The sequence below is a fragment of the Actinokineospora baliensis genome (assembly GCF_016907695.1).
Classification (GTDB): Bacteria; Actinomycetota; Actinomycetes; order Mycobacteriales; family Pseudonocardiaceae; genus Actinokineospora; species Actinokineospora baliensis.
Genome location: NZ_JAFBCK010000001.1, coordinates 2,901,448 through 2,926,898 on the forward strand (window position 1 = coordinate 2,901,448; position 25,451 = coordinate 2,926,898).

Here is a 25,451-nt window from a genome sequence, read left to right on the forward strand (position 1 = left end):
TTCTTGTCCCCGACTGGTGCGCGAGGAAAGGGAGACCCCGATGTCCGGTACTGATCCGCTGCCGCGGCTGCGGAAGATCTGCTCGGCCCTGCCCGGGGTGACCGAGAAGATCAGCCACGGTTCGCCGTCGTGGTTCGCCCGCGGCGACAAGGCCATGTTCCTGTCGTTCGTCGGCGAGCACCACGGCGCCCGGCTCGGCTTCTGGTGCGCCGCGCCGCCGGGGGTGCAGGAGGAGATGGTCGCCGAGGACCCGGACCGCTTCTTCCGCCCGCCCTACGTCGGGCACCGCGGCTGGCTGGGCGTGCACCTGGACCGCCCCGTGGACTGGGCGGAGATCGCCGAGATCGCCGACCAGGCCTACCGCGTGGTCGCCACCAAGCGCTCCATCGCCGAACTCGACGCCCGCACGGAGTCCTGATGGCAACCCGCGCCCACCCCCCGCGTCCTCCACTCGGGAGAGGACAGAGGGACAGATCAACTCAATTCTTGGCGAGGAAGTCGACGGCGTCGGCGTACTTGGTGCGGAGGCGGTCGCGGGTGGCGGGGTCGAGTTGGGCCAGGCGGTCGGGGGAGGAGTTGTCGGCGATGTCGGCGTGCTTGACGGCGAGGGCGATGGGGTTGGCGATGACCCGGGTCAGGTAGTCGGTCTGGGTCTCCCCGGGGCGCTTGCTGATGGCGTCGACGGCGGCGACGACCTCGGGTGGGCAGCCCGCTTCGGCCAGGTCGGCGAGGGTGACCGGGGTGTCTTCCACCACGTCGTGCAGTACGGCGGTCATCCGCTCGTGCTCGCCGGTCACGCCAGCCATCACCCGCAGCGGGTGCTCGATGTAGGGCAGGCCGGATTTGTCGAGCTGGGCGCCGTGCGCGGCTCGGGCGATCCGGATGGCGTCGTCCAGGGTGAACATGCCCGGAATGTAACCGGTGGTCGCCGAAGCGCACGTCGATCACCTGTTGGTGTTGCACACTAAGCGCGTCGCTTGAGGGAGGAGGACAGAATGGACGAACCGTGGGGCCTCACCGGCCAGCAGTTCCTGACCGCGTATTGGGTGGCGGTCGCGGCGGTCTTGGTGCTGGCCGTGCTGGTGCGGGTGGTGGCGGCCGCGCGGGCGGGCAACGCCGCCGCCGGGGACTCGAGCAGGCTGGACCCGTACGAGCTGGCCATGCTCGCGGGCGGACCCACCCGGGTCGAGCAGACCGCGTTGGCGGGCCTGCTCGGTCGCGGCGCGGTGCGGTTGAGCCGGGACGGGTCGGTGGCCCCGACGGGGACCGCGCCCGGTGACCCGGTGCAGCACGAGGTGCTGCGCGGCATCGGCTCCTCGCGCAAGCTCTCGCGCGGTGGCCTCGGCCTGGGCAACAGCGACCTGGTGCGCCGATTAGGGCAGGGGTTGGTCGCCCGCGGCTACCTGAGCCCCGGCAAGCGGTGGGGCAGGCGGGTGCACCTGCTGCTCGGCGTGCTCTTCGTCGTCGCGATCGTGCGGATGGTGAACGGGATCAGCCTGGACCGGCCGGTGCTGTACCTCGTGCTGTCGCTCCCGGCGACGCTGTTCCTGTGGATCATCGCCCGGGTCATCGTCGGCGGCACCCGGCAGTCGCCCACCCGGCACGGCCGCGCCGAGCTCAACCGGTCCCGGTCGAGCGTTCCCCGCTCGGCGGCCGCGACCGCGGGCGTGCTCGGTGTCGGGGTCTTGGCCCCGGTCGCGCTGTACGGGCTGATGGCCTACCCGGACGAGGACATCTCCGGGATTCTCGCCCAGCAGCAGGCCTACACCGGCTACGGCTCGACGAGCTCGTCCAGCTGCAGCACCGGGTCGAGCTGCAGCAGCGGGAGCAGTTGCAGTAGTGGAAGCAGCTGCGGCGGCGGGAGCAGTTGCGGGGGAGGTGGCTGCGGCGGCTGACCCGGCGGTACGGTCGGCGGTGTGATCACCGATCTCGCCGTGCCGATCGTTGTCGCTCCGATGGCGGGCGGGGTGAGCTCGCCCGCGCTGGTCGCCTCGGCCGTGGAGGCGGGGGCGTTCGCCTTCCTCCCCTCCGGCTACGTCACCGCCGACGCGCTGCGCGAGCAGATCGCGCGGACCAGGGAGCTGACCGGGAAACCGTTCGGGGTGAACATCTTCGCGCCGAGCGCGAAGTCCACTCAGGACACTTCGAGGTACCGAGACGCGGTGCGCGCTGAAGCCTCGGAGCGCTATGGCGTCGCCGCGGGCGCGGCAGAGTGGGACGACGACCACTACGCGGCGAAGGTCGACGCGGTTGTCGAGGCTCGGGTTCCGGTGGTGTCGTTCACCTTCAACCTGCCCGGGGTCGACGACGTCGCCCGGCTCAAGGCCGCGGGGGCGCTCGTCGTGGTCACCGTGACCACGCCGGAGGAGGCCAGGGCTGCGGCTGACCGCGGGGCGGACATGCTCTGCGTTCAAGGTGCGGCCGCCGGTGGGCACCGGGGCGTGTTCGTCGACGACGTCGCCTATCCCGCAGGTGGTCCGCTCTACGACCTCCTGCCCGCCCTTCGGTTGATCGCCGCCGAGGTGGACCTACCGCTGATCGCGGCGGGCGGTCTCACCAGCGGGGCGGACGTCGCGGCGGTGCTCGCGGCGGGTGCGGTGGCCGCGCAGTTGGGGACGGCCTTCATGCGCTGCCCCGAGGCGGGCACAGCCGCGCCCCAGCGGGCCGCGTTGGCCGATGGCGGCCGGGAGACGACGGTGACCAGGGCGTTCACCGGCAGGCCCGCCCGCGGTTTGGTCAACCGGTTCATCACCGAGCACCCGGACGCCCCCAGCGCGTACCCGGACCTGCACAACCTCACCCGCCCAGTTCGGGCGGCGGCGGGCAAGGCAGGCGATGTCGACGGGATGTCGCTGTGGGCGGGTCAGGCGTACCGCTTCGCGCGCGAGGTGCCGGTCGCCGAACTGCTGGGCGACCTGGCGGACGAGGCGCGGGCGGCCGCGGGCGCCGTGGCCCGCAGGCTTGGCGTGCTCGGGTAGTGCCCTGTGCGGTTGCCCGCAGGCCAGGGTGTGCGAGACGCGAATCAGGGGGCGGTTCGCGTGTGGGGTTCCTGTCGCCGACTTGCTGGGTGACCTGGCGGACGTGGTTCGGCAGCCGCAAGCGCTGTGGCGCGCAGGCTCGGCGTGCTCGAGTAGCGCTCTGTGCGGTTGCCTACAGCTGAACCTGCTGCCCAAGCGGGCGCACGTGCGGTTGACGGAGACGGGAGCCCGGTCGGGTGGCGCGCTGTGCGGTTGCCCACAGACCGGGGTGAGTGGGGTGCAGATCGGGCGTACTTTACTCACGAGTAGATAAGTGGGGAGGGTGCCGGTGATCACGTTGGACGTAGTGCGCGCCGCGGCGGGGAATGTGGCGCGGCGGGTGTTGTTCGGGGCGCTCGCTGATCACCGGCCGGTTCCGCGGACGTTGCTCGACGAGGGGCGGGCGCGGTCGGTTTTCGTCTACCACCGGCCGGTGGGGGTGCCTCGGCACGGTGATCCCGTGCTGCTCGTCCCGCCGTTGGCGGTGCCGGATTCCTGCTTCGACTTGCGGCGGGGGTGCAGCGTCGTTGAGCACCTGGTCACCTCGGGCAGGCCGACCTACGGCGTCGAGTACGGCGAGATCGGGTTCGCCGACCGGGAGTTGGGGTTGGAGCACTGGGTCGAGGAGGTGCTCCCAGCCGCGATCCGCACCGCGCACGAGCATTCCGGGGGCAAGCCGGTGCACGTGGTCGGGTGGTGCCTGGGTGGGATCCTGTCCGCGCTCACCGCCGCCCGGTCGAACGCGCACCCGATCGCTTCGCTGACCGTGGTCGCGAGTCCGTTCGACTTCACCGCGATCCCGCTGCTTCGCCCGTTCCGGCCGCTGGACGCGCTGACCGGTCGGATCGCCATCCCGGCCCTGTACCGCACCTTCGGCGGCATCCCCGCGCCGCTGGTCCGCCGCGCGTTCCAGATCAGCGCCCTCGACAAGCACCTCAGCAAGCCGTTCGCGGTCGCCGCCAACCTCGCCGACCGCGACTACCTCGCCCAGATCGAGGCCGTCGAGCGCTTCACCGCCGCCATGCTCGCCTACCCCGGTCGCGCCGTCGCCCAGATCTACCGCGAGTTCTTCCTGGCCAACGCCCTCGCCAGCGGCACTATCACCCTCGGCGGCACCCCCATCGCGTTGACCGCCATCCGCCAACCCACCCTGGTCATCGCGGGCGAGGATGACGCCATCGCCCCACCCCGATCGGCTCGTGCCCTCGTGGACCTGCTGCCGGACGCGACCTTCCGCACCGTCCCGGGCGGACACCTCGGCACCCTCACCGGCCGTGCCGCGCGGGACACCACCTGGCCGCTCATCGACCGGTTCCACGCACGGGCCAGCGGTTGAGCCTCAGCGGGTGAAGACGATCTTCCCGGCGGTGTCGCCTGCCAGCATCTGCTCGAAGCCCTCCCTGGCGCGCTCCATCGGCAGCTCGGTGCCGATGCGGGGCCTGATCCCGGTCAGGTCGCAGAAGCGCAGCAGGTCGGCCAGTTCCTCCCGGGTCCCCATCGTCGACCCGACCACCCGCAGTTGCAGGAAGAACAGGCGCTGGAGGTCCGCGCTGGGGTCGGGGCCGCTGGTGGACCCGGACACCACGATCACCCCGCCCGGCTTGAGGGCGCGCATCGAGTGCTGCCAGGTCGCCTTCCCCACCGTCTCGAAGACGGCGTCCACCCGCTCGGGTAGGCGGGCGCCGGACTCGAAGGTGTCGTGCGCGCCCAGTTCGGCGGCCAGGGCCCGCTTGGCCTCGGAGCGGCCGGTGACCCACACCCGCATGCCCGCGGCCCGACCCAGTTCGATCAACGCCGTCGACACCCCGCCGGAGGCGCCCTGCACCAGCATCGTCTGGCCCGGCCGCAGCTCCGACTTCACGAACAGCATCCGGTAGGCCGTCAGCCACGCCGTCCCCATGCACGCGGCCTCGCTGAACGACAGGCCCGCGGGCTTGGGCAGCACGTTGCGCGCGGGCACCACGACCGTGTCGGCGAAGGTGCCCTGGTGCTTCTCGGTCAGCAGGGTCCGCTTCGGGTCCAGCGTCTCGTCACCGGACCAGGTGGGGTCGCCGATCACCGAGTGCAGCACCACCTCGGACCCGTCGGCCAGCACGCCCGCGCCGTCGCAGCCGAGGACCATCGGGAACTGCTCTGCCTTGATCCCGACCCCGCGCAGCGTCCACAGGTCGTGCATGTTCAGGCTCGCCGCCCGCACCGTCACCGCGACGAACCCGGCCGGGACCTGCGGATCCGGGCGCTGCCCGACGGTGAGCGCGGCTAGCGGGTCGTCCGGGCTCGGGGCGCTGGCGTAGACGGCGAACATGGGGTCGAACATAGCCGGCCGGGGCGTCCGGCGCTGCGGCGCGGCGGTGTGGGGCTAGTCTCGGTGCCGTGCTGCGAGGGCTGTCCGACTGGTGGAACGACGTGGAGCTGTGGCTGATCCAGCTGTCGTTCCCGCTGCAGTTCGCCCTGGTGATGGCGATCCTGCTGCCGCTGTGCGTGGTGCTGGCCTGGTTCATCGACCGGGTGGTCGACTACGCCTCGGCCCGCTTCGGTTCCTCCCGCGACGAGACGCCCCTCGGTTCGCGCCAGGAAGTCGATTCGTAGGCTCTCCCGGTGGGTTCGCGCAGACGTATCACGGTGGCGCTGGTCGGCTTGGTCCTGCTGGTACTGGCAGGCTGGCTGATCAGGGACGTCGGCACCGCCGCGCCTACCCCCGTCCCCCTGTCCAGCCTGCCGCCGGAAGCGGCCGCCACCTGGCGGCTGATCGAGCGCGGCGGCCCGTTCCCCTACCCGGCCAACGACGGCACGACCTTCGCCAACCGCGAGCGGCGCCTGCCCGACCGGGCCCCCGACCACTACCGGGAGTACACCGTGCCCACCCCAGGCAGCCAGGACCGCGGCGCGCGCCGCTTGATCACCGGAGCGGGCAGCGAGCTGTTCTACACCGCCGACCACTACGCCACCTTCGTGACCGTGGACCCCACCCGATGAGCGCGCAGAGCGAGTACGCCATCGACGGGACCGCGATCCGCAGCAAGCGCGCCATGTTCACCACCCTGGCGGGCGCACTGTCCTTCCCGGACTGGTTCGGCCACAACCTCGACGCGCTCTACGACTGCCTGACCGACCTGTCCTGGCTGCCCGAGGGCGACATCAAGCTGGTGTGGACCGACTCCGACGTCCTGGCCGCCGCCGACCCCACCGGCTACGCGGGCATCCGCGAGGTCCTCGACGACGCGGTGGAGGGCTTCGCCACCCCCGGCCGCACCCTCACCGTCGAGATCAGCTGACCGCCGTGGCGACGGTGGCCGAGGTGCTGGCCGAGTTGGCGGCGCTCGAGGACCCGAAGGCCCGCGCGGTCAACGAGCGCCACGGCGACGACCACGGCGTGAACCTCAGCGCGCTGCGCGCCATCGCCAAGCGGCTCAAGACCCAGCACGACTTTGCCGTCGAGCTCTGGGCCACCGGCGACACCGCGGCGCGGTTGGTGGCGGTCCTGATCTGCCGCCCCAAGTCGTTCGGGCGCGATGAGCTGGACGGGATACTGCGCGAGGCCCGGACCCCCAAGGTCCACGACTGGCTCGTGAACTACGTGGTGAAGAAATCCGCGCACGTCGAGGTGCTCCGCGTGGCCTGGCTTGCCGACGAGGACCCCGTGGTCGCCAGCGCGGGCTGGGCCCTCACGGTCGACCGCGTCGCCAAGACGCCCGACGGTCTCGACCTCGACCACCTGCTCGACGTCATCGAGGCCGGGATGAAGGACGCCCCGGACCGCCTGCAGTGGGCGATGAACCACTGCCTGGCCCAGGTCGGTATCGACCACCCCGAACACCGCCCCCGTGCCCTGGGAATCGGTGAACGCCTTGAGGTTCTCAAGGACTACCCGACCCCGCCCGGCTGCACCTCGCCCTACGCCCCCACCTGGATCACCGAGGTGGTGCGCAGGAAGGCCACCTGAGGCTCAGGGCACCCAGCGGGGTTTGCGCTTCTGGGCGAACGCCGTGATGCCTTCTTGGCCTTCCTCGCTGGCGAAGAAGCCCGCCGACAGCTTCAGCATGTCGGCGAAGTCGGCTCCCATGTCGGCGGGGCGTTCGCGGCGCAGCATCGCTTTGGTCGCGGCCAGGGCGATGGGGCCGCCGAGGGCGAGCATGGTGGTGTAGCGGGTGACCTCGGCGTCCAGGTCGGCTGGGGGGACAGCGGAGTTGAGCAGGCCGATCTGCACCGCTCGGGCGGCGTCGAACTGCTCGCCGGTGAGGAACAGCTCGTGGGCTGCTCGGGGGAGCAGCCTGGGCAGCATGGTCACGGAGATGATCGCCGGGACGACGCCGATGCGGACCTCGGTCAGGGCGAAGGTCGCCGTGTCGGCGGCGACGGCGATGTCGGCCGCGGCGACGATGCCGACGCCGCCCGCCCTGGCCGGGCCCGCCAGCTTGGCCACAACGGGTTTGGGGCTGTCCCAGATCTGGCGCAGGATCGCCGGGAACTCCTGCACCCCCTGCGCCGCCGCGGCCGCGCCGCCCGCCTCCTTGAGGTCCATGCCCGCGCAGAACACCGGTCCGGTGTGGTCGAGCACGATGACCCGGACGGCGTCGTCGCCGGTCGCGGTTTCCAGGTGGTCGCGCAGTTCCCGCCGCAGTTGTGCGGACAGCGCGTTGCGGTTGCCGGGGGAGTCCAGCGTGATCGTCGCCACGCCCGCCTCGACCGCGTAGTGCACCAGCTCGTCAGCCATGGCGCCCACCCTAACGGCGTCAGTGGTGGTGGTAGGAGTGCACGACGGCGTGACCCTTGCCCCTCCCGATGAGCCACTTGTTCACCGGCACGGTCAGTGCGAACGCCACGACCAGCGAGAACGCCAGCGCCAGCCAGAACAGGGCGCTGTCGAGCCCGGCGTCCATCGCGCCGGGGACGACGAGCATCACCCCGTTGTCCAGGACCTCCATCACCGTGATCGACACGGTGTCGGCGGCCAGCGCGATCCGGATCGCCCGGCCCGCCGGGACGCCCGCGCGCAGGACCGGGCCGATGGTCAGCGCGTAGCCGAAGGCGAAGGCCAGCGCGATCGCCAGCAGGACCGTGGGCAGCGTCGACCAGCCCAGCGCGGTGCCGATCACCATGCCGAGCACCTCGCCGATCGCGCAGCCGGTCAAGCAGTGCAGCGTCGCGCTGATCGCCTGCCGCCAGGGGGAAACCGTTGCGTGTTCCATGGCGGCGACTATACCCCTGGGGGGTATGAGAACCGCAGGGCGAGGGGAAGGCGCCCTGCGGTCTCGGTCACACGGGTAGGTCGACTAGACGACGGTGGTCGTCGTGAGCGCCGGGTTCGGGCTCGGGTAGCAGGACGCGGGTACGGTCACGTTGCCCAGCAGCGGCACTCGCACCACGCCGGTGGCGGTCAGCCCGGGGTCGGCGAAGCTGGTGCCGTACAGGCTGGTCTGGATCGTGCCCGGCGCACCGGCGGTCAGGTCGAGCGTGATCGTCGGCAGTTCGAACGTGCCGCCGCCGGGCACCGGGCCCGCGGCGGTGAGCGTGGCGACGCCGCCGGAGACGGTCAGGTTGGTCGCCCCGACCCCGGACCCGCCGGACAGCGAACTGGACACGTAGGTCGAGTTGGCCGGGACCGGCACCTTGAAGGTGAGGTTCTGCACCCGCACCAGGGTGAACGAGCCCACCGTGGCCGGGATCGACGCGGACTGGAAGTCGATCACCACGCTGAGCGCGCCACCCGAGGTGACGCTCGCGGGCGCGCTCACGTCCACTGGTTGGGTGAGGGTGGCCGGGTAGGTGGAGCCGAGTGCGGTGGCCTGGCAGGCGTAGTTGACCGTCACCGGGACCGCTGCCGCGGGTGGGGCCAGTGCCACCAGCGGGAGGGCGACGAGGGCGACGATGGACAGGGCGCGCTTCATCTGGGCACCTCAACTTGGGCGAGTTGGGAAGGATTCGGCCGCGCGGCCCACCCATCGTTGCGCTGTTCGGCCGAACCGGCAAACGCCCGCTCACGTATTCGGTTCGAGGAACCTTGTGCACAGCGACGCGGTGCTGCGCCCGTCCGCCCGAGCGGGCGACGCCGAGCTCGACACATCGGCGGGGGAGCGCACCCACACGGTCCAACCGCCTTGCCCGCAGCGCGACCGAACCGGCCGCACGGGTGGAAAACCCCTGGTTCTAAAGCAGCGCTACGCCGTGCGCTGGACCGACGTGGTGACCTCGTCGTAGCGCTCCAGCACGACATCGGCGACCGACGCCCCCAGCGGTTCGGCCACCACGGCGTCCCCGGCCATCGCGCGGACCCGGTCCGGCAGCAGTCCCGGCGCCAGGAAGTACGACGCGACCGCGATCCGCCGGGCACCCCTGGCCCGCAGCGCGGCCGCCGCGGCGGCGACGTCAGGCGTGGCGGTGGAAGCGAACGCGGCCCGCACGCCCGACCACCCCTGGGTGTGCGCCCACCGCTCCGCGATCTCCACGACCCGCGCGTTGGCGGGCGCGTGCGACGACCCGGTAGCGGCCAGGACGACCCCTAGCTCGGGATCCCCCGGCAGCGCCCCGACCTCGGCCAACCGACCGAGCAAAGCCGTTTCCAGCCGTGGATCCGGACCAAGCACATCGCTCACCGTTGTCGACAGGTGAGGCATCTGCCCACGGGCCTCTTCAAGGAGGCCAGGCAGGTCTACTCGCGCGTGATAGGCCCGCCCGAGCAGCAACGGCACGACGACAACCGAACGGTGCCCTTCGGCATAGAGGCCGGAGAGCACGTCGAACAGCGGCGGTGTCGACAGGTCGAGGAACGCGCCGCGCACGTCCAGTTCGGGACGCAGGGCGCGAACGGAGTCGAGCAGCTCGCCCACGGCAACCGCGGACCTGGGGTCCCGGCTGCCGTGGGCGACGCCGACGAGGGGGATCGACTGCACTGGTACCTAGCTCTTCCGGAGCCCGCGGGCGTTGAGCGTGACCTTCTCCAGCGGGGCGAACACGATCAGCTCGATGCCCACGCCGACGATGAGGATCAGCAGGATGCCGGTGATCACCATCGGCATGTCGAACAGCGACATCCCGTTGTGCAGGAACTGGCCGAGGCCGTCACCGAGCTCGGGCGACGAGGCGATCAGCTCGGCGGCCATCAGCGACCGCCACGAGAACGCCCAGCCCTGCTTCATGCCCGCCAGGTAGCCGGGCAGCGCGGCGGGCAGCAGGATGTGCCGCGCGTTGGCCAGCGTGCCCGCGCCCATCACCTTGCCCACCCTGGGCAGGATCGGCGGGATCTGGTCGATGCCCGCCACCAGCCCGTTGGCGATCGAGGGCACTGCGCCCAGCAGCACCACCATGTAGATCGTGGTGTCGGTGAGGCCGAACCAGATCACCGCGGCGGGCACCCAGGCCACCGACGGCAGGCTCTGCAGGCCCGACACCAGCGGGCCGATCGCCGCGCGGACCAGCTTGACCCTGGCCAGCAGCAGCCCCAACGGGGTCGCGATGCCCAGCGCGATGATGAACCCGATCACCGCCCGGTGCACCGAGGTCCACAGGAACTCCCACACCTTGCCGGTCTCGACCAGGCCCCAGAACACGTTGGCGACGGTCTGCGGCGAGGGCAGTTGGTGCTCGGGCAGCCACGCGGTCGCCCACACCGCCTGCCACACCAGCACCGCCAGGATGGCGGCACCGATCGGCGGCAGGATGGCCGCGGCGATCCGCCTGCCCCTGGACCGCTGCTGCTCGGTAGGGGTGTCGAGCGCGTCGAGACCGCCTATGGCGCCGTCGACGTCCTCGGCCTCGGTGGAGCTGTTCTGCTCGTCAAGCCGCGGCATGGGAGCTGATCACCTCCCGCAGCTTGGCCGCGATGGTGTCGATCGCGACCAGTTCGTCGGACCCGCTGAGCCCGTCGACGTCCCACTGGTCCACGACCCGGCCGGGCCTCGACGACAGCAGCACCACGCGCTGACCGAGCCGGACCGCCTCGCGCACGTCGTGGGTGACGAACACGACCGCGGTGCCGGTCGCCCGCCACACCCGCAGCAGTTCGCCCTGCAGCAGGTCCCTGGTGATCGCGTCGAGCGCGGAGAACGGCTCGTCCATCAGCATCAGCGCGTGCTTGCCGTCGGCCGATCCCTGGATCGCCGAGGCCAGCGAGCGGGCCAGCGCCACCCGCTGGCGCATGCCGCCGGAGAGCTCGTGCGGGCGCTTGCGGCCCGTGCCCTCCAGCCGCACCAGGCTCAGCAGCTCCTCGACCTTGGCGGCGCGCTCGGCGCGCCCCACCCCGGCCAGCCGCAGCGGCAGCTCGATGTTGCGCTGCACGGTCAGCCAGGGCATCAGCGCGTGCTCCTGGAACATCACCGCGGGGCGCGAGGTGGTGAGGGTGATCTGGCCGGAGGTCGGTTGCTCCAGTCCCGCGATCAGGTTGAGCAGGGTGGTCTTGCCGCACCCGGACGCGCCGACCAGGCACACGAACTCCCCTGGTCGGACCGCCAGGTCGATGCCGTCCAGTGCGGTGACCGACTGGCGGCCGGTGCCGAAGACCTTGTGCAGGTCCTCCAACCGGACGGCCACCTCGGTCTCGACCTTCTTCTCCAGTGCGATCGCCATCTCGCGCCCCTCTCCCGTGTTCCTCGCGCCCCGCGTCCTACTACTTCTTGTCCAGGTTCGCCGCGTCGACGGCGGGCTGACCGGCGGCGGCCAGCACCTCGTTGAGCAGCTTCAGGTCGAGGAAGCCCTTCACGTCGGTTTCCTTCTGGGCGACCTTGGCGGTGACCGCGTCCTTGCTCAGCTGCGGCAGCAGCGCGGCGTACGGGTCGAGGGTGAAGCTGAGGTTGGTGAAGGCGCGGTCGATGGTCGGCCCGCTGAGCTCCTTGCCGGTCAGCGCCTTGAGCTGCGAGTTGACCGCGGTCTTGGCGCCAGCCACGTCCTTCTTGGTCACGTCGACGCTGGCGACCAGGCCCTTGAGCAGCGCCTTGATGGTGTCCGGGTGGTCGTTGAGGTAGGTGGTGGACACGATCAGCACGGTGGTCGGGAACTCGCCGCCGGGCCACAGGTCCTTCTCGTCGAGCAGGACCTTCGCGCCCGCCTCGAGCACCAGCCGCGACGACCACGGCTCGGGCAGCCACGCCGCCTGCACGCTGCCCTTCTTGAACTCCTCAAGCGCCAGCGCGTTCTCGGTGTTCTGCACCTTGACCTTGTCGGTCAGCTGCTTGTCGGCGAGCCACTTCTTCAGCGCGATGTCCTGGGTGTTGCCCAGCTGCGGGGTCACCACGGTCTTGCCGACCAGGTCCTGCTCGGAGTTGATCTCCGGCTTGACCACCAGCTGCGCGCCGCGCGATGCGGTACCGGCCACCAGGCGCACGGCCTTGCCGTCGGACTTGCCGTAGGCGTTGAGCGAGGGGCCCGAGCCGATGAAGGTCGCGTCGAGCGAACCGCCGTAGAGCGCGTTGACGGCCTCGCCACCGGCGTTGAACTTGGTCGGCACCAGCTTGGTGCTGCCCAGCTCCTTGGTGAACAGGCCCTGCTCGAGGCCGATCAGCGCGGGTGCGTGGGTCACGTTGGGGAAGTACCCCAACCGAAGTTCGGCGGCGGGGCCCTTGCCCGCGCCCTGGGTTCCGCTGCTGGGAGCGGAACCGGAGTCGCCCGACTCGGCCGCTCGTGAGCAGCCCGCCAGGACACCGGCGAGGGACAGGGCTACAGCGGCTGCGGCTAAGACGCGGGATCGCTTCACTTCGGTGGGGCCTTTCCAGGGGGAACGGGTGTTACGGGCCAGGGGAGACGAGGTCGCCCGAGGGTGGGGCGTCGGGGCCGGACAGCGCGGGCAGACCCGCACCGACCAATCCCGCCGCCAACGTGGATCCGTCGGCGGCATCGATCACGAGGAAAGCGCCGGTGCGCCGGTTGACCGCGTAGTCGTCCACCGGCAGCGGTTCGGCCGTGCGCACCAGCACCCGACCGATCTCGTTGAGCGCCAACGAGTCCGGGTCGGGCACGGTGGTGAGCTTCTGCTCGTCGAAGCGGGCGTTGAGCTCGCCGACGATCGCCTGCACCGTGCGGGCGCCGTGCTTGACCAGCACCCGGGCGCCCGCCCGCAGCGGCTTGTCCGACAGCCACGCCAGGGTGGCCTCGAACTCGTCCACCGCGACCGGTGCCGAGCCCGCGGCCGCGATCAGGTCGCCGCGGGAGATGTCGATGTCGTTGGCCAGCACCAGCGTCACCGACCGGCCCGCCTCCGCCTCGGCCAGTTCGCCGTCGGCGGTGTCGACCCTGGCGACCGTGGTGCGCAGCCCGGACGGGAGCACGACCACCTCGTCACCGGGGCGGACCGTGCCCGCGGCCACCTGGCCCGCGTAGCCGCGGTAGTCGGTGTGCTCGGCGGTGTTGGTGCGGATGACGTACTGCACCGGGAAGCGCAGCGGCGCGTCGTGCGGGTCCGGCTCGACCGGCACCTGCTCCAGGTGCTCGAGCAGCGTCGGGCCGCTGTACCAGGGGGTGTGCGCGGAGCGGTCCACCACGTTGTCGCCGACCAGCGCCGACACCGGGATGGACAGCACCGAGCCGATCGGGTAGCCCAGCGCGCCGGCGTGGTCGGTGAACTCCTTGGCGATCACCTCGAAGGCGGCCTCGTCGTAGTCGACCAGGTCGATCTTGTTGACCGCGAGCACAAGCCGGGGCACGCCCAGCAGCGCCAGCACCGCGGCGTGGCGGCGGGTCTGCTCCAGCACGCCCTTGCGCGCGTCGACCAGCAGCACCGCCAACTGCGCGGTGGAGGCCCCGGTGACGGTGTTGCGGGTGTACTGCACGTGCCCGGGGGTGTCGGCGAGCACGAACGAGCGCTTGGGCGTGGCGAAGTAGCGGTAGGCCACGTCGATGGTGATGCCCTGCTCGCGCTCGGAGCGCAGCCCGTCGACCAGCAGCGACAGGTCCGGAGTGGACAGTCCCTTGTCCACGCTGGCCCTGTGCACCGCGTCGAGGGTGTCGGCAAGCACCGACTTGGTGTCGTAGAGCAGCCTGCCGACGAGGGTGGACTTGCCGTCGTCGACGCTGCCCGCGGTGGCCAGGCGGAGCAGGTCTTGGGTGGTGGTTCCCATCAGAAGTAGCCCTCCCGCTTGCGGTCCTCCATGGCGGCCTCGGAGAGCCGGTCATCGGCGCGGGTGGCCCCGCGCTCGGTGAGCCTGCTCGCCGACACCTCGGCGATCACCTGCTCCAGGTCGGTCGCCCCGGACAGCACGGCACCGGTGCACGACCCGTCGCCGACCGTTCGGTAGCGCACGGTCAACTCCTCAACGGGTTCGTCGGCACGGGGGCCGAACCACGGACCGGCCGTCAGCCACATCCCGTCGCGCTGGAACACCGCTCGGGTGTGCGCGAAGTAGATGGACGGCAGCTCGATCGCCTCGCGCTTGATGTAGCGCCAGACGTCGAGTTCGGTCCAGTTGGACAGCGGGAACACGCGAACATGTTCGCCGGCGCGGTGCCTGCCGTTATACAGGTTCCACAGTTCGGGACGCTGGCGTCGCGGCTCCCACTGACCGAAGGAATTGCGTAGGCTGAAAATTCTTTCCTTCGCCCGGGCGCGTTCCTCGTCGCGGCGCCCACCACCGAAAACGGCGTCGAACCGGCCGCTGGTGATGGCGTCGAGCAGGGGCACCGTCTGCAAAGGATTTCGCGTTCCGTCCGGTCGCTCTTGGAGTCGACCGTCGTCGATGTAGTCCTGCACGTTGGCGACCACAAGGCGTAAGCCGTATCGGGCGACCGTCCGGTCGCGAAACTCGATGACCTCGTCCAGATTGTGCCCGGTGTCCACGTGCAGTAGCGGGAATGGGACGGGTGCGGGCCAAAACGCCTTGACCGCCAAGTGAAGCAGTACTGTGGAATCCTTGCCGCCGGAGAACAGGATCACCGGTCGGTCGAACTCACCCGCCACCTCCCGGAAGATGTGGATGGCTTCGGATTCCAGGCGCGCCAAGGCGTCCAGCGGTTGCCGCGGTGCGGCGGCGTGCGGTGTCTGTTGTGTACTCATGGTCCCGTCGTCCTCAGCCGTGCAGTCCGCACTCGGTCTTGCCCGTCCCCGCCCAGCGCCCGCTGCGGGCGTCCTGGCCCGGCAGCGGCTTGGCCGTGCACGGCGCGCACCCGATGGACGGGTACCCGGCCTGCACCAACGGGTTCTCCAGCACGCCGTGGTCGGCGATGTAGCGGGTGAACTCGTCGTCGCTCCACGCCGCGATCGGGTTGACCTTCACCAACCCGTTGCGCTCGTCCCACTGCACGATCGGGGTGTTGGCCCGCGTCGGCGCGTCGACCCGGCGCACCCCGGTGACCCACGCCGAGTACTTCGACAGGGTTTGCCGCAACGGCACCACCTTGCGCAGGAAGCAGCACTGCGTCGGGTTCGTCTGGTTCAGCAGGCCGAACTCGGCCTCCTGGTCGGCGACCGACTGCTCGGCCTCGGCGTTGACGATGCGGACCTCCGGGTAGACCACCGCCACCGCGTCGCGGGTGCCGATGGTCTCCGCGAAGTGGTAGCCGGTCTGCAGGAACAGCACGTCGATGTCGCGCTTGGCCTGGTAGGCCAGGTCGACGAGCACCGCGTCCTGCATGTTCGACGCGACGATGAAGTCGTCGCCGAAGGTCGCCGCCGTCCAGGCCAGCGCCTCCGCCGCGGTCGCGTCGGCCAACTCCTGTTCCGCCCGCTGGGCCAGGTCCTGGTGCGTGGTGGTCACTTCGCTGCCTCCCCCGAGAGATTCAGTCCGACGAACTTGACCGTGAAGACCCGCCTGCACCCGGTGCACAGCCACGCCGCGTGCGGTTCCTCCTGCGGCCGCAGGTCCTCGTCACCGCAGTAGGGGCAGTAGAAGGGCGTCGCCCGCTCGCTCATCGCAGGTCGCCCTCGTCGGCGCGCACGACCCACTGCGCGAACCGCTCCTCGGGCTCGCGCTTGGCCACGAAGTTGCGCACCACCCGCTCCACGTAGTCCGGCAGCTCCGCGCCGGTCACCTTGTGCCCGCGCAGCTTGCGGCCGAACCCGGCGTCGAGGCCGAGACCGCCGCCGAGGTGCACCTGGAAGCCCTCCACCTGCGCGCCCGAGTCGTCGGTGACGATCTGGCCCTTGAGGCCGATGTCGGCGGTCTGGATCCGGGCGCAGGAGTTCGGGCACCCGTTGATGTGCACCGCGATCGGCGCGGTCACCCCGTCGGTGATGTCGGCCAGCCGGGTCTCCAGCGCCGCCACCAGCTCGTGGGCCCGGCCCTTGGTCTCGACGATGGCCAGCTTGCAGAACTCGATGCCGGTGCACGCCATGATCCCGCGCCGCCACGGCGACGGGGTGGTCTGCAGCCCCAGCTTGGCGAGGTCGGCCTGCAGCGCGGCCACCTCGGCCTCGGGCACGTCCAGCACGACCAGCTTCTGCAGCGGGGTGAACCGCACCCGGTTCGAGCCAGCCCGCTCGGCGGCCTTGGCGACCTCCACCAGCACCGACCCGGACACCCGGCCCGCGATCGGGGCGGCGCCCACGTAGAACAGGCCGTCCTTCTGCGGGTGCACCCCGATGTGGTCGATCGGCACCGCGGGCACCTCCGGCGCCGGGCCGTCGATGAGCTTGCGGTGCAGGTACTCGTCCTCCACCACCTGGCGGAACTTGGCCGCGCCCCAGTCCTTGACCAGGAACTTGATCCTGGCCCGGTGCCGCAGGCGGCGGTAGCCGTAGTCGCGGAACACGCTGATCACCGCGCCGTAGACGTCGGCGACCTCCTCCAGCGGCACCCAAGCGCCCAACCGCTGCCCGATCATCGGGTTGGTGGACAGACCACCACCGACCCACACGTCGAACCCGGGGCCGTGCTCGGGGTGCACCACACCGACGAAGGCGATGTCGTGGATCTCGTGCGCGACGTCGGGCAGACCCGACACCGCCGACTTGAACTTGCGCGGCAGGTTCGAGTACGCCGGGTCGCCGATGAACCGGCGCTTGATCTCGTCGATCGCCGGGGTGCCGTCGATGACCTCGTCGCGGGAGATGCCCGCGACCGGCGAGCCGAGGATCACCCGGGGGCTGTCGCCACACGCCTCCATCGTGGTCATCCCCGCGCCTTCCAGCTTCTGCCAGATGGTGGGCATGTCCTCGACCCGGATCCAGTGGTACTGGATGTTCTGCCGGTCGGTGATGTCGGCGGTGTCGCGCGCGTAGGTCTGCGACACCTCGCCGAGCACCGCGAGCTGCTCCGTGGTGACCGCGCCACCGTCGGTGCGCACCCGCAGCATGAAGTACGAGTCGTCGAGCTCCTCGGGCTCCAGGGTCGCGGTGCGGCCACCGTCGATCCCGGGCTTGCGCTGGGTGTAGAGGCCGTACCAGCGGAACCTGCCGCGCAGGTCACCGGGGTCGATGCTGTCGAACCCGCCCTTCGCGTAGATGTTCTCGATCCTGGCGCGGACGTTGAGCGGGTTGTCGTCCTTCTTCGACCGCTCGTTGGGATTCAGCGGCTCGCGGTAGCCGAGCGCCCACTGGCCCTCGCCCCTGGGCTGGCGAGCGGCCCGGGGTGTGGTGGGGGAAACCGGGGTGGGGGGTGTGGTGGGGGACACCGGTGGTTCCTCCGGGATCGGGGCGCTCGTGCGCGCCACGACGACCCCAGGCGGCGGTGCGGGGGATCACTCAGCGGCGCACCCGACGCCTGCTGAATGCGAGGTAGGCGCGGTGGGTCAGCTGGGCTGACGGCACATCGCGCTGGACACGCGCTGGAAGTCCACGTGGCGGCGGGCCACCAGGAAGACTTCAGTCGCGGACATGTCGTCAGCGTGCCACGCGTCCACGGTGTGGTCCACCGCCATCCGCATGCTGGGACGCAGGTCACGGCCGTTGGCCCGGTTGACCTGGGCCGCCCGGGTGGACCTGGGAAGATGGCAACCATGGCCGCAGCTGCTCCCGAGGGTGACCCCGCGCCCACCGACGGTTCCCTGCCCCCCGCCGCGCTGCGCGGGCTCGGCGACCGACCGTTCGGGGTGTACGTGCACGTCCCGTTCTGCGCGACCCGGTGCGGCTACTGCGATTTCAACACCTACACCGCCGGTGAACTGGACTCTTCGGCATCGCCGCAATCGTGGCTCGCGGGTTTGCGACAGGAACTCGACCTCGCCGCCCAGGTGCTGGGAACACCCCCCGCCGCTGACACCGTGTTCGTCGGCGGTGGCACACCGTCACTGCTGGGCGCCGACGGGCTGTCCCAGGTGTTGGACGCGGTGCGCGGGGTGTTCGGGCTCGCCGAGGGCGCGGAGGTCACCACGGAGTCGAACCCGGAGTCGACCTCGCCGGAGTTCTTCGCCGGGATCGCCGAGGCCGGGTACACCCGGGTGTCGCTGGGCATGCAGTCCGCGGCCCGGCACGTGCTGGCCATCCTCGACCGCACCCACACCCCCGGCCGGGCGGTCGCCGCGGCCCGCGAGGCCAGGGCGGCGGGCATCGGTCACGTCAACCTGGACCTGATCTACGGAACCCCGGGGGAGCGGCCGAGCGACCTGGCGGCGTCCCTGGACGCTGTGCTGGAGGCGGGCGTCGACCACGTGTCGGCGTACTCGCTGATCGTCGAGGACGGCACCGCCCTGGCCAGGCGGGTCCGCCGAGGCGAACTCCCCATGCCCGACGACGACGTGCTCGCCGACCGGTACGAGCAGGTCGACGCGGCCCTCGTGGCGGCGGGCCTGCACTGGTACGAGGTGTCGAACTGGGCCTCGGACGACGCGGCCCGCTGCAGGCACAACCTCGGCTACTGGCTCGGCGGCGACTGGTGGGGCGCGGGCCCAGGAGCCCACAGCCACATCGGCGGCATCCGCTGGTGGAACGTCAAACACCCGGCCCGCTACACCGAACTGCTGGCCAACGGCACCTCCCCCGCCGCCGCCCGCGAAAGCCTCACCGAAGCCGACCAACGCCTGGAAAGGGTCCTCCTGGAACTCCGCCTATCCGAAGGCCTCCCCGTCGAAGCCCTCACCCCCGCCGCCCAAGCCGAAGCCCACTCCGCCGCGGGCGACGGCCTCCTGGACCCAACAGCCCTCACCTCAGGCCGCTGCGTCCTCACCCCCCGAGGCCGCCTCCTGGCCGACGCGGTGGTCCGCAGACTGACCTAGGTCGGGTCACGTGTTGCAGGGGTTGGCTTGGATTTCGTCGACCGCGGTGAGCTCGGCGCGCCACCGGTCCGCCAGCGCCTCTCGGTCGGTTCCGGGCCGCACCACGACGCTGACGGAAGCGGGCAACGCCTCGACGCGAGCGAGCCGGACGATCTCGGGCTGGTTCTGGAACATGTACTTGAAGTGCTCCAACGCCTGCGCCTTGGTCTCGGTGACGGTGCTGAGCGTGCCCGGGTCGGTCCGGATCGCCGCCTCGGCCTTGATCATCGACTCGTCGTCGAGGAAGAACACGTTGATGCGCTCCGAGTTGGCCGAGCACTGGCCCGCCGCCCATTCCTGGGCCTTCGCCAGCGTCGGGCTCGGAGTCGTCGACACCGGCCCGGCGTCCTGCCGCTCAACCGCCGTCGTGCACCCGACCAGCAACGCGAGACACCCGACTACCGCCAACCGGGACACCGAGGAGACCATGCGGGCATTGTGCTCGCCGCCCGGACCCGTCTGGTTCGGGACCTTGGACCTGGATTTCGCCGTTCGGCGTATCTGGTACGGGCGGGTGACCTCTTGTCGGCAGCAGATCTGTGTCGAGGTGAGGGGACCCAGCGATGGCGGTCACCATCCAGCACGTCCGGCAGCGGCTCTCCGGGGCCGAGGTCGACTACGAGTACGCCGCGGAGCTCGGCGACGCGGCCTTACCCCACCTGGCCGAACTCGCCGCCAGGGCGGACACGGTGCTCGCCTGCAAGGCGCTGTACCTGGCCAGCCTGATCGGCGGTCCCCGGTCAACGGAGATCATCGCCGCGGCGGCCGACCACGAGGACCCGATCATCCGGATCGCCGCCTCTGCCGCCCTGCGCAACCTGCGGCAGGCGGGCAGGACCGGCTAGCCACCGCTGCCGGGGCGCGCTCCGTAAACTTGACCCGGGGCCCGCGCACGGATGAGGGAGGTGGCCCGTGGTCAGTTCCGACGAGCGGCGGTTCGAGGTGTTGCGCGCGATCGTCGCCGACTACGTGCGCGACCACGAACCCGTCGCGTCGAAGGCGATCGTCGAGCGGCACAACCTCGGCGTGTCCAGTGCCACCGTGCGCAACGACATGGCCTCGCTGGAGGAGGACGGCTACATCACCCAGCCGCACACCAGCGCGGGGCGCATCCCCACCGACAAGGGCTACCGGCTCTTCGTCGACCGGCTCAGCGAGGTCAAACCGCTCTCGGTGGCCGAGCGCAGGGCCATCCAGAGCTTCCTCGACGGCGCCATCGACCTCGACGACGTGATGCGCCGCAGCGTGCGGCTGCTGGCCCAGCTGACCAGGCAGGTCGCGGTGATCCAGTACCCGACGCTGACCACCTCCACCGTGCGGCACGTGGAACTGGTGAACATCACCCCGGCCCGGCTGATGCTGGTGCTGATCACCGACACCGGCCGGGTGGACCAGCGGATGGTCGACCTCGGCGACGTGGTCACCGACGAGGACACCGCGCGGCTGCGCACGACGCTCAACTCCACCCTCGCGGGCAAGCGCCTCGCCGACGCCGCGGCCAGCGTCGCCGAGATGCCCGAGAGCGCGCCGGGCGAGCTGCGCGAGGTGGTCACCAAGCTGGCCACCGTGCTGGTCGAGTCGCTCGTGGAGCACCCCGAGGAGCGGCTGGTGCTCGGCGGCACCGCCAACCTCACCCGCAACGTCGCCGACTTCCCCAACTCGCTGCGCCAGGTGCTCGAGGCGCTCGAAGAGCAGGTCGTGGTGCTCAAGCTGCTGGCGGCCACCGCCGACCCGGGCACCATCACGGTGCGCATCGGCGGCGAGAACGAGGCCGAGGAGATGCGTTCCACCTCCGTGGTGTCCATCGGCTACGGCACCCGTGCCACCCTGTTGGGCGGGATGGGAGTCGTCGGGCCGACCAGGATGGACTACCCCACGAACATCGCCGCGGTCCGCGCGGTGGCGAACTACGTCGGCGAGATCCTCGGTCGGTAGAGGGTCGACACAGGTATCAACGGGCCCCGGCATGCCCGGGGCAGGAGGACTGGACAGGTGGCGAGGGACTACTACGGCACGCTCGGGGTGCGACAGGACGCGACCTCCGAGGAGATCAAGCGCGCCTACCGCAAGCTCGCGCGTGAGCTGCACCCCGACGTCAACCCGGACGAGGCGGCGCAAGCCCGCTTCCGCGAGGTCACCGCGGCCTACGAGGTCCTCTCCGACCCGCAGAAGCGCAAGATCGTCGACATGGGCGGCGACCCGCTCGGCAACGGCGGCGGGGGCGGCGGCGGGGGGCGCGACCCGTTCGGCGGGTTCGGCCTCGGCGACATCATGGACGCGTTCTTCGGCGCGGCGGGCGGCGGCGGGGGCCGCGGCCCCCGCAGCCGGGTGCAGCCGGGGTCGGACGCGCTGCTGCGCATCCAGATGACCCTGGAGGAGTGCGCCAACGGCATCAGCAGGGAGATCGCGGTGGAGACCGCGATCCTGTGCGACCTGTGCCGCGGCTCCGGGTGCGCCGACGGCAGCAGCCCGACCACCTGCGACACCTGCGGTGGCCGCGGCGAGGTCCAGTCGGTGCAGCGGTCGTTCCTCGGCCAGGTCGTCACCGCCCGCGCGTGCCCCACCTGCCGCGGTCTCGGCGAGGTCATCCCCGACCCGTGCCGCCAGTGCGCGGGCGAGGGCCGGGTCCGGGCGCGGCGCACCATCACCGCGAAGATCCCGCCGGGTGTCGCCGACGGCATGCGGGTCCGGTTGTCCGGCCAGGGCGAGGTCGGCCCCGGCGGCGGCCCCTCGGGAGACCTCTACATCGAGGTCGAGGAACTGCCGCACAGCACCTTCGAGCGCGAAGGCGCGGACCTGCACTGCACGCTGCGCGTCCCGATGACCACCGCGGTGCTGGGCGCGGTGCTGCCGCTGGAAGCCATCGACGGCCGCATCGAACTCGAACTCGAACCGGGCACCCAACCCGAGGCCGAACTCGTGCTCACCGGCCGCGGCCTGCCCCGGCTGCGCTCCACCGGCCGGGTCGACGGGCGCGGCGACCTGCACGTGCACATCGAGGTCGAGATCCCCACCCGGCTCGACGCCAGGCAGACCGAACTGCTGCGCGAACTGGCCACCCTGCGCGGCGAAGAGCAGCACACCCTGGCCAACGCCACCGGTCGCTCCGGCGGGTTGTTCTCCCGCCTGCGCTCCCGCCGATGACCCTGGCGCAGTTCCTGGTCGACGCCCTGCCCCCGGGTGAGTCGTTCACGTTGGACGGCCCCGAGGGCAGGCACGCGGCGGCCGTGCGGCGACTGCGCGCGGGGGAGCGGCTGCTCGTCGGCGACGGCCGCGGCACCGTCGCCGAATGCGTCGTCACCGCCGCGGGCAAGGACTCCCTCGACCTGGCGGTGGACCGGCGCTGGACCGAAGCGCCGCCCCCGCTGCGGGTGGTCCTCGCGCAAGCCCTGGTGAAGGGCGACCGCGGCGAACTGGCCGTCGAACTCGCCACCGAAGCGGGCGTCGACGCGATCGTCCCCTGGCGCGCGAGCCGCAGCGTCGCCAAGTGGGAAGACGGCCCGCGCGGCGAGAAGGCTCTGGCGCGCTGGCGCAGCACCGCCCGCGAGGCCGCCAAACAAGCCAGACGCCCCTGGACACCGGCAGTTTCCGACCCCGTCGGCCTGCCCGGACTGCTCGACCTGGCTCGCGGCAGCGCCGCCACCCTCGTGCTCGAAGCCCACCTCGCCACCCGATTGGCCGACCTCGCGCTACCCGAATCGGGTGATCTTGTGCTGGTGGTCGGCCCCGAAGGCGGCATCAGTCCCGACGAGCTCACCGCCCTTGAGCAGGTAGGAGCGCTCCCAGTCCGACTGGGTCCCGCAGTACTGCGGACTTCCACCGCCGCCGCGGTCGCCCTCGGCGCCCTCGGCGCCTTGACCGCCCGCTGGCGCTGACCAGGCCCAGGGTTTACCCTTTATCGCAAAGCGTTTCAGTTATTCCGAAGCGCATTCACCCGACTACCGCCGGACACCTCCCCCCTCGGTCCGGCGGCGCCGCGCGGGGCGGTGGGGCGACCCCCAGGCTCCACCCCCGCGCGGCTTCCCTCAGCCTGTTCGGAAGTGAACTTCCTTCCCGGTGAGCCGCACGGACCACTACCCGGGGGGCGACCCCCCGGACCCCCACGGTGCGTCGGGCGGCGGAACCAGCGGGGTCTTGTTGCGTAACCACTGTGGCTGATGTGGCCGCTTTTGCTCGTGTGGCCGGGAATGGTGCTGGGTGTGAATTGTTAGTGGCCGAAGGTGGAGAGTTGTTGGGCGCCTAGGACGTGCAGGTGGGCGTGGAAGACGGTGCGGCAGGCGTCGTCGCCGGTGTTGAAGACGAAGCGGTAGCCGGAATCGTGGATTCCTTCTCGTTTGGCCACTTCCACCCCCGCGGTGATCACCGCGGCCAAGAGGGTGGGGTTGGCGCTCAACGCTTCCACATCTTCGTGGTGCTCGCGCGGAACCACCAGCACGTGCACCTTCGCCTGGGGGTTGATGTCGCGGAACGCGTACACCCGGTCGTCCTCGTACACCACGGTTGAGGGGATCTCGCCCCCGATGATCCCGCAGAACAGGCACCCGCTCATGCCGCCAACCCTAGCCAAGCGGCCCGCCCGCCACCCACGCAGCGGGCTTTTTTCGGTGCGCGGGGTTGGGGGCGGGGACTAGCATCGGCGGGGACGGAGACGGCAGCGCGCGTGGGCGCAGAAGGCAGGACAGAGAGCACGTGACGGGTACCGCACCCGGGGGAGACCCCCGTCCCACTGCCGCCCACGACGCGCAGTCGAGGTTCGCGATCCCGGAGGGGGCCGTGCTGGCCCTGCTCGGGTCCCGCGACGAGAACCTGCGGCTCGCCGAGGAACTCCTCGTCGCCGACGTGCACGTGCGGGGCAACGAGGTGACCCTGTCCGGCGACCCGGCAGACGTCGCCTTCGCCGAGCGGGTCTTCACCGAACTCACCACCCTGGCCGCCCGCGGCCAGCAGGTCGGCCCGGACACCGTCCGGCGCACCGTGTCGATGCTGTCGGCCAACTCGGCCGAATCCCCGGCCGAGGTCCTCAGCCTCGACATCGTCTCCCGGCGCGGCCGCACCATCCGCCCCAAGACGCTCAACCAGAAGCACTACGTCGACGCCATCGACGCCAACACCATCGTCTTCGGCATCGGGCCTGCAGGCACCGGCAAGACGTACCTGGCGATGGCCAAGGCCGTGCAGGCGCTGCAGGCCAAGCAGGTCAGCCGGATCATCCTCACCCGGCCCGCGGTCGAGGCAGGCGAGCGGCTCGGCTTCCTGCCGGGCACCCTGTTCGAGAAGATCGACCCGTACCTGCGCCCGCTCTACGACGCGCTGCACGACATGATCGACCCGGAGTCGATCCCGCGGCTGATGCAGGCGGGCACCATCGAGGTCGCCCCGCTGGCCTACATGCGCGGCCGCACCCTCAACGACGCGTTCATCATCCTCGACGAGGCGCAGAACACCACGCCCGAGCAGATGAAGATGTTCCTCACCCGGCTCGGCTTCGGCTCCAAGATCGTGGTCACCGGCGACACCACCCAGGTCGACCTGCCCGGCGGGCAGCGCTCCGGCCTCAAGGTGGTCAAGGACATCCTCGACGGCGTCGACGACGTGCACTTCGCGCAGCTCAGCAGCGCCGACGTGGTCCGCCACCGGCTCGTAGGCGACATCGTCGACGCCTACGAGCGCTGGCAGGTCGCCCAGGACGCGGCCGACGGCGACGTCGCCGCGCAGCGCGGCCCGGTCCGCGCCGGGGGCAGGCGCGGCGGCCGGTAGGGCGTGCGGGGACAATGACCCGGTGAGTATCGAGATCGCCAACGAGTCCGGGGTGGCGGTCGACGAGGCGTCCATCGTCGCGGCGGCCCGCTTCGCCCTGGACCGGATGAACGTCAGCAAGCTCGCCGAGCTGTCCGTGCTGCTCGTCGAGCTGGACGTGATGGCCGACCTGCACGAGCGGTGGATGGACCTGCCGGGCCCCACCGACGTGATGGCCTTCCCGATGGACGAACTGGACTCCGCGCGCCGCCCGGACGCCTCGGAGTCCGGGCCCGCGCTGCTGGGCGACATCGTCCTGTGCCCGGCCTTCGCCAAGGACCAGGCGCGCACCGCGGGGCACAGCCTCATCGACGAGTTGCACCTGCTGACCGTGCACGGCGTGCTGCACCTGCTCGGCTACGACCACGCCGAACCCGCCGAGGAACGCGAGATGTTCGCGCTGCAGAAGCGCATCCTCGCCGACTTCCGCACCGCCGCGGCCGACGCCAAGCGCCGGGCCGCGCAGCGCGTGGAGGACGACAAGCTCCTCGGCGCCGTCGGCCTCACCGACGCGGAGGACTGACCCGA

32 protein-coding genes are annotated in these 25,451 nt (G+C 71.2%); 15 read left to right on the top strand and 17 right to left on the bottom strand.

The features are described 5' to 3' along the window. The first annotated feature begins 40 nt into the window (after window positions 1-40). Window positions 41-418 (top strand): MmcQ/YjbR family DNA-binding protein, encoded by a 378-nt coding sequence (locus tag JOD54_RS13885; protein WP_204450931.1) that lies wholly within the window; start codon window positions 41-43, stop codon window positions 416-418. Window positions 419-479: 61 nt separating this feature from the next. Here JOD54_RS13885 and JOD54_RS13890 read toward each other — a convergent pair whose 3' ends face one another. After that, on the bottom strand, window positions 480-905 hold the full coding sequence (locus JOD54_RS13890; RefSeq protein ID WP_204450932.1) for a bifunctional (p)ppGpp synthetase/guanosine-3',5'-bis(diphosphate) 3'-pyrophosphohydrolase: 426 nt from the start codon (window positions 903-905) through the stop codon (window positions 480-482). A 90-nt stretch (window positions 906-995) separates the two neighbouring features. Here JOD54_RS13890 and JOD54_RS13895 point away from each other — a divergent pair, with 90 nt between their 5' ends. The 3 genes from JOD54_RS13895 (at window position 996) to JOD54_RS13905 (ending at window position 4,353) form a co-directional block, all read left to right on the top strand. Continuing rightward, on the top strand, window positions 996-1,895 hold the full coding sequence (locus JOD54_RS13895; RefSeq protein WP_204450933.1) for a TIGR04222 domain-containing membrane protein: 900 nt from the start codon (window positions 996-998) through the stop codon (window positions 1,893-1,895). Between the two features lie 21 nt (window positions 1,896-1,916). Further along, window positions 1,917-2,978 (top strand): nitronate monooxygenase, encoded by a 1,062-nt coding sequence (locus tag JOD54_RS13900; protein WP_204450934.1) that lies wholly within the window; start codon window positions 1,917-1,919, stop codon window positions 2,976-2,978. A 331-nt stretch (window positions 2,979-3,309) separates the two neighbouring features. Continuing rightward, entirely contained in the window at window positions 3,310-4,353 is a 1,044-nt protein-coding gene (locus tag JOD54_RS13905) for an alpha/beta fold hydrolase (protein ID WP_204456267.1), read from the top strand. Window positions 4,354-4,356: 3 nt separating this feature from the next. Here the strand turns inward: JOD54_RS13905 and JOD54_RS13910 are convergent, their stop codons facing one another. Beyond that, on the bottom strand, window positions 4,357-5,322 hold the full coding sequence (locus JOD54_RS13910; RefSeq protein WP_204450935.1) for a zinc-binding dehydrogenase: 966 nt from the start codon (window positions 5,320-5,322) through the stop codon (window positions 4,357-4,359). Between the two features lie 68 nt (window positions 5,323-5,390). Here JOD54_RS13910 and JOD54_RS13915 point away from each other — a divergent pair, with 68 nt between their 5' ends. The 4 genes from JOD54_RS13915 to JOD54_RS13930 are packed head-to-tail and all read left to right on the top strand — an operon-like array spanning window position 5,391 to window position 6,960. Next, the gene (locus JOD54_RS13915; protein WP_204450936.1) at window positions 5,391-5,606 is read left to right on the top strand and encodes a hypothetical protein; all 216 of its coding nucleotides are present in this window, start codon (window positions 5,391-5,393) and stop codon (window positions 5,604-5,606) included. A 9-nt stretch (window positions 5,607-5,615) separates the two neighbouring features. Continuing rightward, window positions 5,616-5,993, top strand: coding sequence for a guanyl-specific ribonuclease (locus JOD54_RS13920; RefSeq protein WP_204450937.1), 378 nt, complete (start codon window positions 5,616-5,618; stop codon window positions 5,991-5,993). After that, window positions 5,990-6,292 (top strand): barstar family protein, encoded by a 303-nt coding sequence (locus JOD54_RS13925; protein ID WP_204450938.1) that lies wholly within the window; start codon window positions 5,990-5,992, stop codon window positions 6,290-6,292. The genes JOD54_RS13920 and JOD54_RS13925 overlap by 4 nt, the downstream gene beginning before the upstream one ends. 5 nt (window positions 6,293-6,297) lie before the next feature. Beyond that, window positions 6,298-6,960, top strand: a complete 663-nt coding sequence (locus tag JOD54_RS13930) for a DNA alkylation repair protein (protein ID WP_204450939.1) — start codon at window positions 6,298-6,300, stop codon at window positions 6,958-6,960. Window positions 6,961-6,963: 3 nt separating this feature from the next. Here JOD54_RS13930 and JOD54_RS13935 read toward each other — a convergent pair whose 3' ends face one another. From JOD54_RS13935 to JOD54_RS35030, 13 genes are all read right to left on the bottom strand, one after another. Beyond that, complete coding sequence (locus tag JOD54_RS13935; protein ID WP_204450940.1) at window positions 6,964-7,731, bottom strand: enoyl-CoA hydratase family protein; 768 nt, start codon at window positions 7,729-7,731, stop codon at window positions 6,964-6,966. A gap of 19 nt (window positions 7,732-7,750) precedes the next feature. Continuing rightward, window positions 7,751-8,206 (bottom strand): DUF4396 domain-containing protein, encoded by a 456-nt coding sequence (locus tag JOD54_RS13940; protein WP_204450941.1) that lies wholly within the window; start codon window positions 8,204-8,206, stop codon window positions 7,751-7,753. A gap of 84 nt (window positions 8,207-8,290) precedes the next feature. After that, complete coding sequence (locus JOD54_RS13945; protein ID WP_204450942.1) at window positions 8,291-8,905, bottom strand: cyclase; 615 nt, start codon at window positions 8,903-8,905, stop codon at window positions 8,291-8,293. Window positions 8,906-9,175: 270 nt separating this feature from the next. Then, the gene (locus JOD54_RS13950) at window positions 9,176-9,907 is read right to left on the bottom strand and encodes a sirohydrochlorin chelatase (protein WP_307860014.1); all 732 of its coding nucleotides are present in this window, start codon (window positions 9,905-9,907) and stop codon (window positions 9,176-9,178) included. A 6-nt stretch (window positions 9,908-9,913) separates the two neighbouring features. Beyond that, window positions 9,914-10,804, bottom strand: coding sequence for an ABC transporter permease (locus JOD54_RS13955; RefSeq protein WP_204450943.1), 891 nt, complete (start codon window positions 10,802-10,804; stop codon window positions 9,914-9,916). Next, window positions 10,791-11,579 carry an ABC transporter ATP-binding protein gene (locus JOD54_RS13960; RefSeq protein WP_204450944.1) on the bottom strand — a complete coding sequence of 263 codons (789 nt, stop codon included), beginning with the start codon at window positions 11,577-11,579 and terminating at the stop codon, window positions 10,791-10,793. Before JOD54_RS13960 ends, JOD54_RS13955 begins: the two co-directional genes overlap by 14 nt. Before the next feature lie 40 nt (window positions 11,580-11,619). Then, window positions 11,620-12,702, bottom strand: a complete 1,083-nt coding sequence (locus JOD54_RS13965) for an ABC transporter substrate-binding protein (protein WP_307860015.1) — start codon at window positions 12,700-12,702, stop codon at window positions 11,620-11,622. A gap of 31 nt (window positions 12,703-12,733) precedes the next feature. Beyond that, window positions 12,734-14,062, bottom strand: a complete 1,329-nt coding sequence (locus JOD54_RS13970) for a sulfate adenylyltransferase subunit 1 (RefSeq protein WP_204450946.1) — start codon at window positions 14,060-14,062, stop codon at window positions 12,734-12,736. Further along, window positions 14,062-14,994: a sulfate adenylyltransferase subunit CysD gene (gene cysD, locus JOD54_RS13975; RefSeq protein ID WP_239573375.1), complete on the bottom strand. Its 933-nt coding sequence runs from the start codon at window positions 14,992-14,994 to the stop codon at window positions 14,062-14,064. Before cysD ends, JOD54_RS13970 begins: the two co-directional genes overlap by 1 nt. 13 nt (window positions 14,995-15,007) lie before the next feature. Then, a complete protein-coding gene (locus JOD54_RS13980; protein ID WP_204450947.1) occupies window positions 15,008-15,694 on the bottom strand; it encodes a phosphoadenylyl-sulfate reductase in 687 nt (228 codons plus the stop codon). Next, complete coding sequence (locus tag JOD54_RS13985; RefSeq protein WP_204450948.1) at window positions 15,691-15,849, bottom strand: Insertion element protein; 159 nt, start codon at window positions 15,847-15,849, stop codon at window positions 15,691-15,693. Before JOD54_RS13985 ends, JOD54_RS13980 begins: the two co-directional genes overlap by 4 nt. Further along, window positions 15,846-17,549: a nitrite/sulfite reductase gene (locus JOD54_RS13990; RefSeq protein WP_204450949.1), complete on the bottom strand. Its 1,704-nt coding sequence runs from the start codon at window positions 17,547-17,549 to the stop codon at window positions 15,846-15,848. Before JOD54_RS13990 ends, JOD54_RS13985 begins: the two co-directional genes overlap by 4 nt. 117 nt (window positions 17,550-17,666) lie before the next feature. Continuing rightward, complete coding sequence (locus tag JOD54_RS35030; RefSeq protein ID WP_275592657.1) at window positions 17,667-17,801, bottom strand: putative leader peptide; 135 nt, start codon at window positions 17,799-17,801, stop codon at window positions 17,667-17,669. 72 nt (window positions 17,802-17,873) lie between these two features. On the opposite strand from JOD54_RS35030, the gene hemW reads away from it, so the two are divergent. After that, the gene (hemW, locus tag JOD54_RS13995) at window positions 17,874-19,088 is read left to right on the top strand and encodes a radical SAM family heme chaperone HemW (protein ID WP_204450950.1); all 1,215 of its coding nucleotides are present in this window, start codon (window positions 17,874-17,876) and stop codon (window positions 19,086-19,088) included. 6 nt (window positions 19,089-19,094) lie between these two features. On the opposite strand, the gene JOD54_RS14000 is transcribed toward hemW, so the two are convergent. Beyond that, a complete protein-coding gene (locus JOD54_RS14000) occupies window positions 19,095-19,556 on the bottom strand; it encodes a permease-like cell division protein FtsX (RefSeq protein WP_204450951.1) in 462 nt (153 codons plus the stop codon). Between the two features lie 134 nt (window positions 19,557-19,690). Between JOD54_RS14000 and JOD54_RS14005 the strand changes: the two genes are divergently transcribed. From JOD54_RS14005 to JOD54_RS14020, 4 genes are all read left to right on the top strand, one after another. Continuing rightward, the gene (locus JOD54_RS14005) at window positions 19,691-19,972 is read left to right on the top strand and encodes a hypothetical protein (RefSeq protein ID WP_204450952.1); all 282 of its coding nucleotides are present in this window, start codon (window positions 19,691-19,693) and stop codon (window positions 19,970-19,972) included. Window positions 19,973-20,039: 67 nt separating this feature from the next. Continuing rightward, entirely contained in the window at window positions 20,040-21,062 is a 1,023-nt protein-coding gene (gene hrcA, locus JOD54_RS14010; RefSeq protein ID WP_204450953.1) for a heat-inducible transcriptional repressor HrcA, read from the top strand. 57 nt (window positions 21,063-21,119) lie between these two features. After that, window positions 21,120-22,271, top strand: a complete 1,152-nt coding sequence (gene dnaJ / locus JOD54_RS14015) for a molecular chaperone DnaJ (RefSeq protein WP_204450954.1) — start codon at window positions 21,120-21,122, stop codon at window positions 22,269-22,271. Next, the gene (locus JOD54_RS14020; RefSeq protein ID WP_204450955.1) at window positions 22,268-23,002 is read left to right on the top strand and encodes a 16S rRNA (uracil(1498)-N(3))-methyltransferase; all 735 of its coding nucleotides are present in this window, start codon (window positions 22,268-22,270) and stop codon (window positions 23,000-23,002) included. Before dnaJ ends, JOD54_RS14020 begins: the two co-directional genes overlap by 4 nt. Before the next feature lie 332 nt (window positions 23,003-23,334). Here the strand turns inward: JOD54_RS14020 and JOD54_RS14025 are convergent, their stop codons facing one another. Next, entirely contained in the window at window positions 23,335-23,676 is a 342-nt protein-coding gene (locus JOD54_RS14025; RefSeq protein ID WP_204450956.1) for a histidine triad nucleotide-binding protein, read from the bottom strand. Between the two features lie 140 nt (window positions 23,677-23,816). Between JOD54_RS14025 and JOD54_RS14030 the strand changes: the two genes are divergently transcribed. Next, window positions 23,817-24,884, top strand: a complete 1,068-nt coding sequence (locus JOD54_RS14030) for a PhoH family protein (protein ID WP_204450957.1) — start codon at window positions 23,817-23,819, stop codon at window positions 24,882-24,884. 22 nt (window positions 24,885-24,906) lie between these two features. Continuing rightward, the gene (ybeY, locus tag JOD54_RS14035; protein ID WP_204450958.1) at window positions 24,907-25,446 is read left to right on the top strand and encodes an rRNA maturation RNase YbeY; all 540 of its coding nucleotides are present in this window, start codon (window positions 24,907-24,909) and stop codon (window positions 25,444-25,446) included. Window positions 25,447-25,451: the final 5 nt, after the last annotated feature.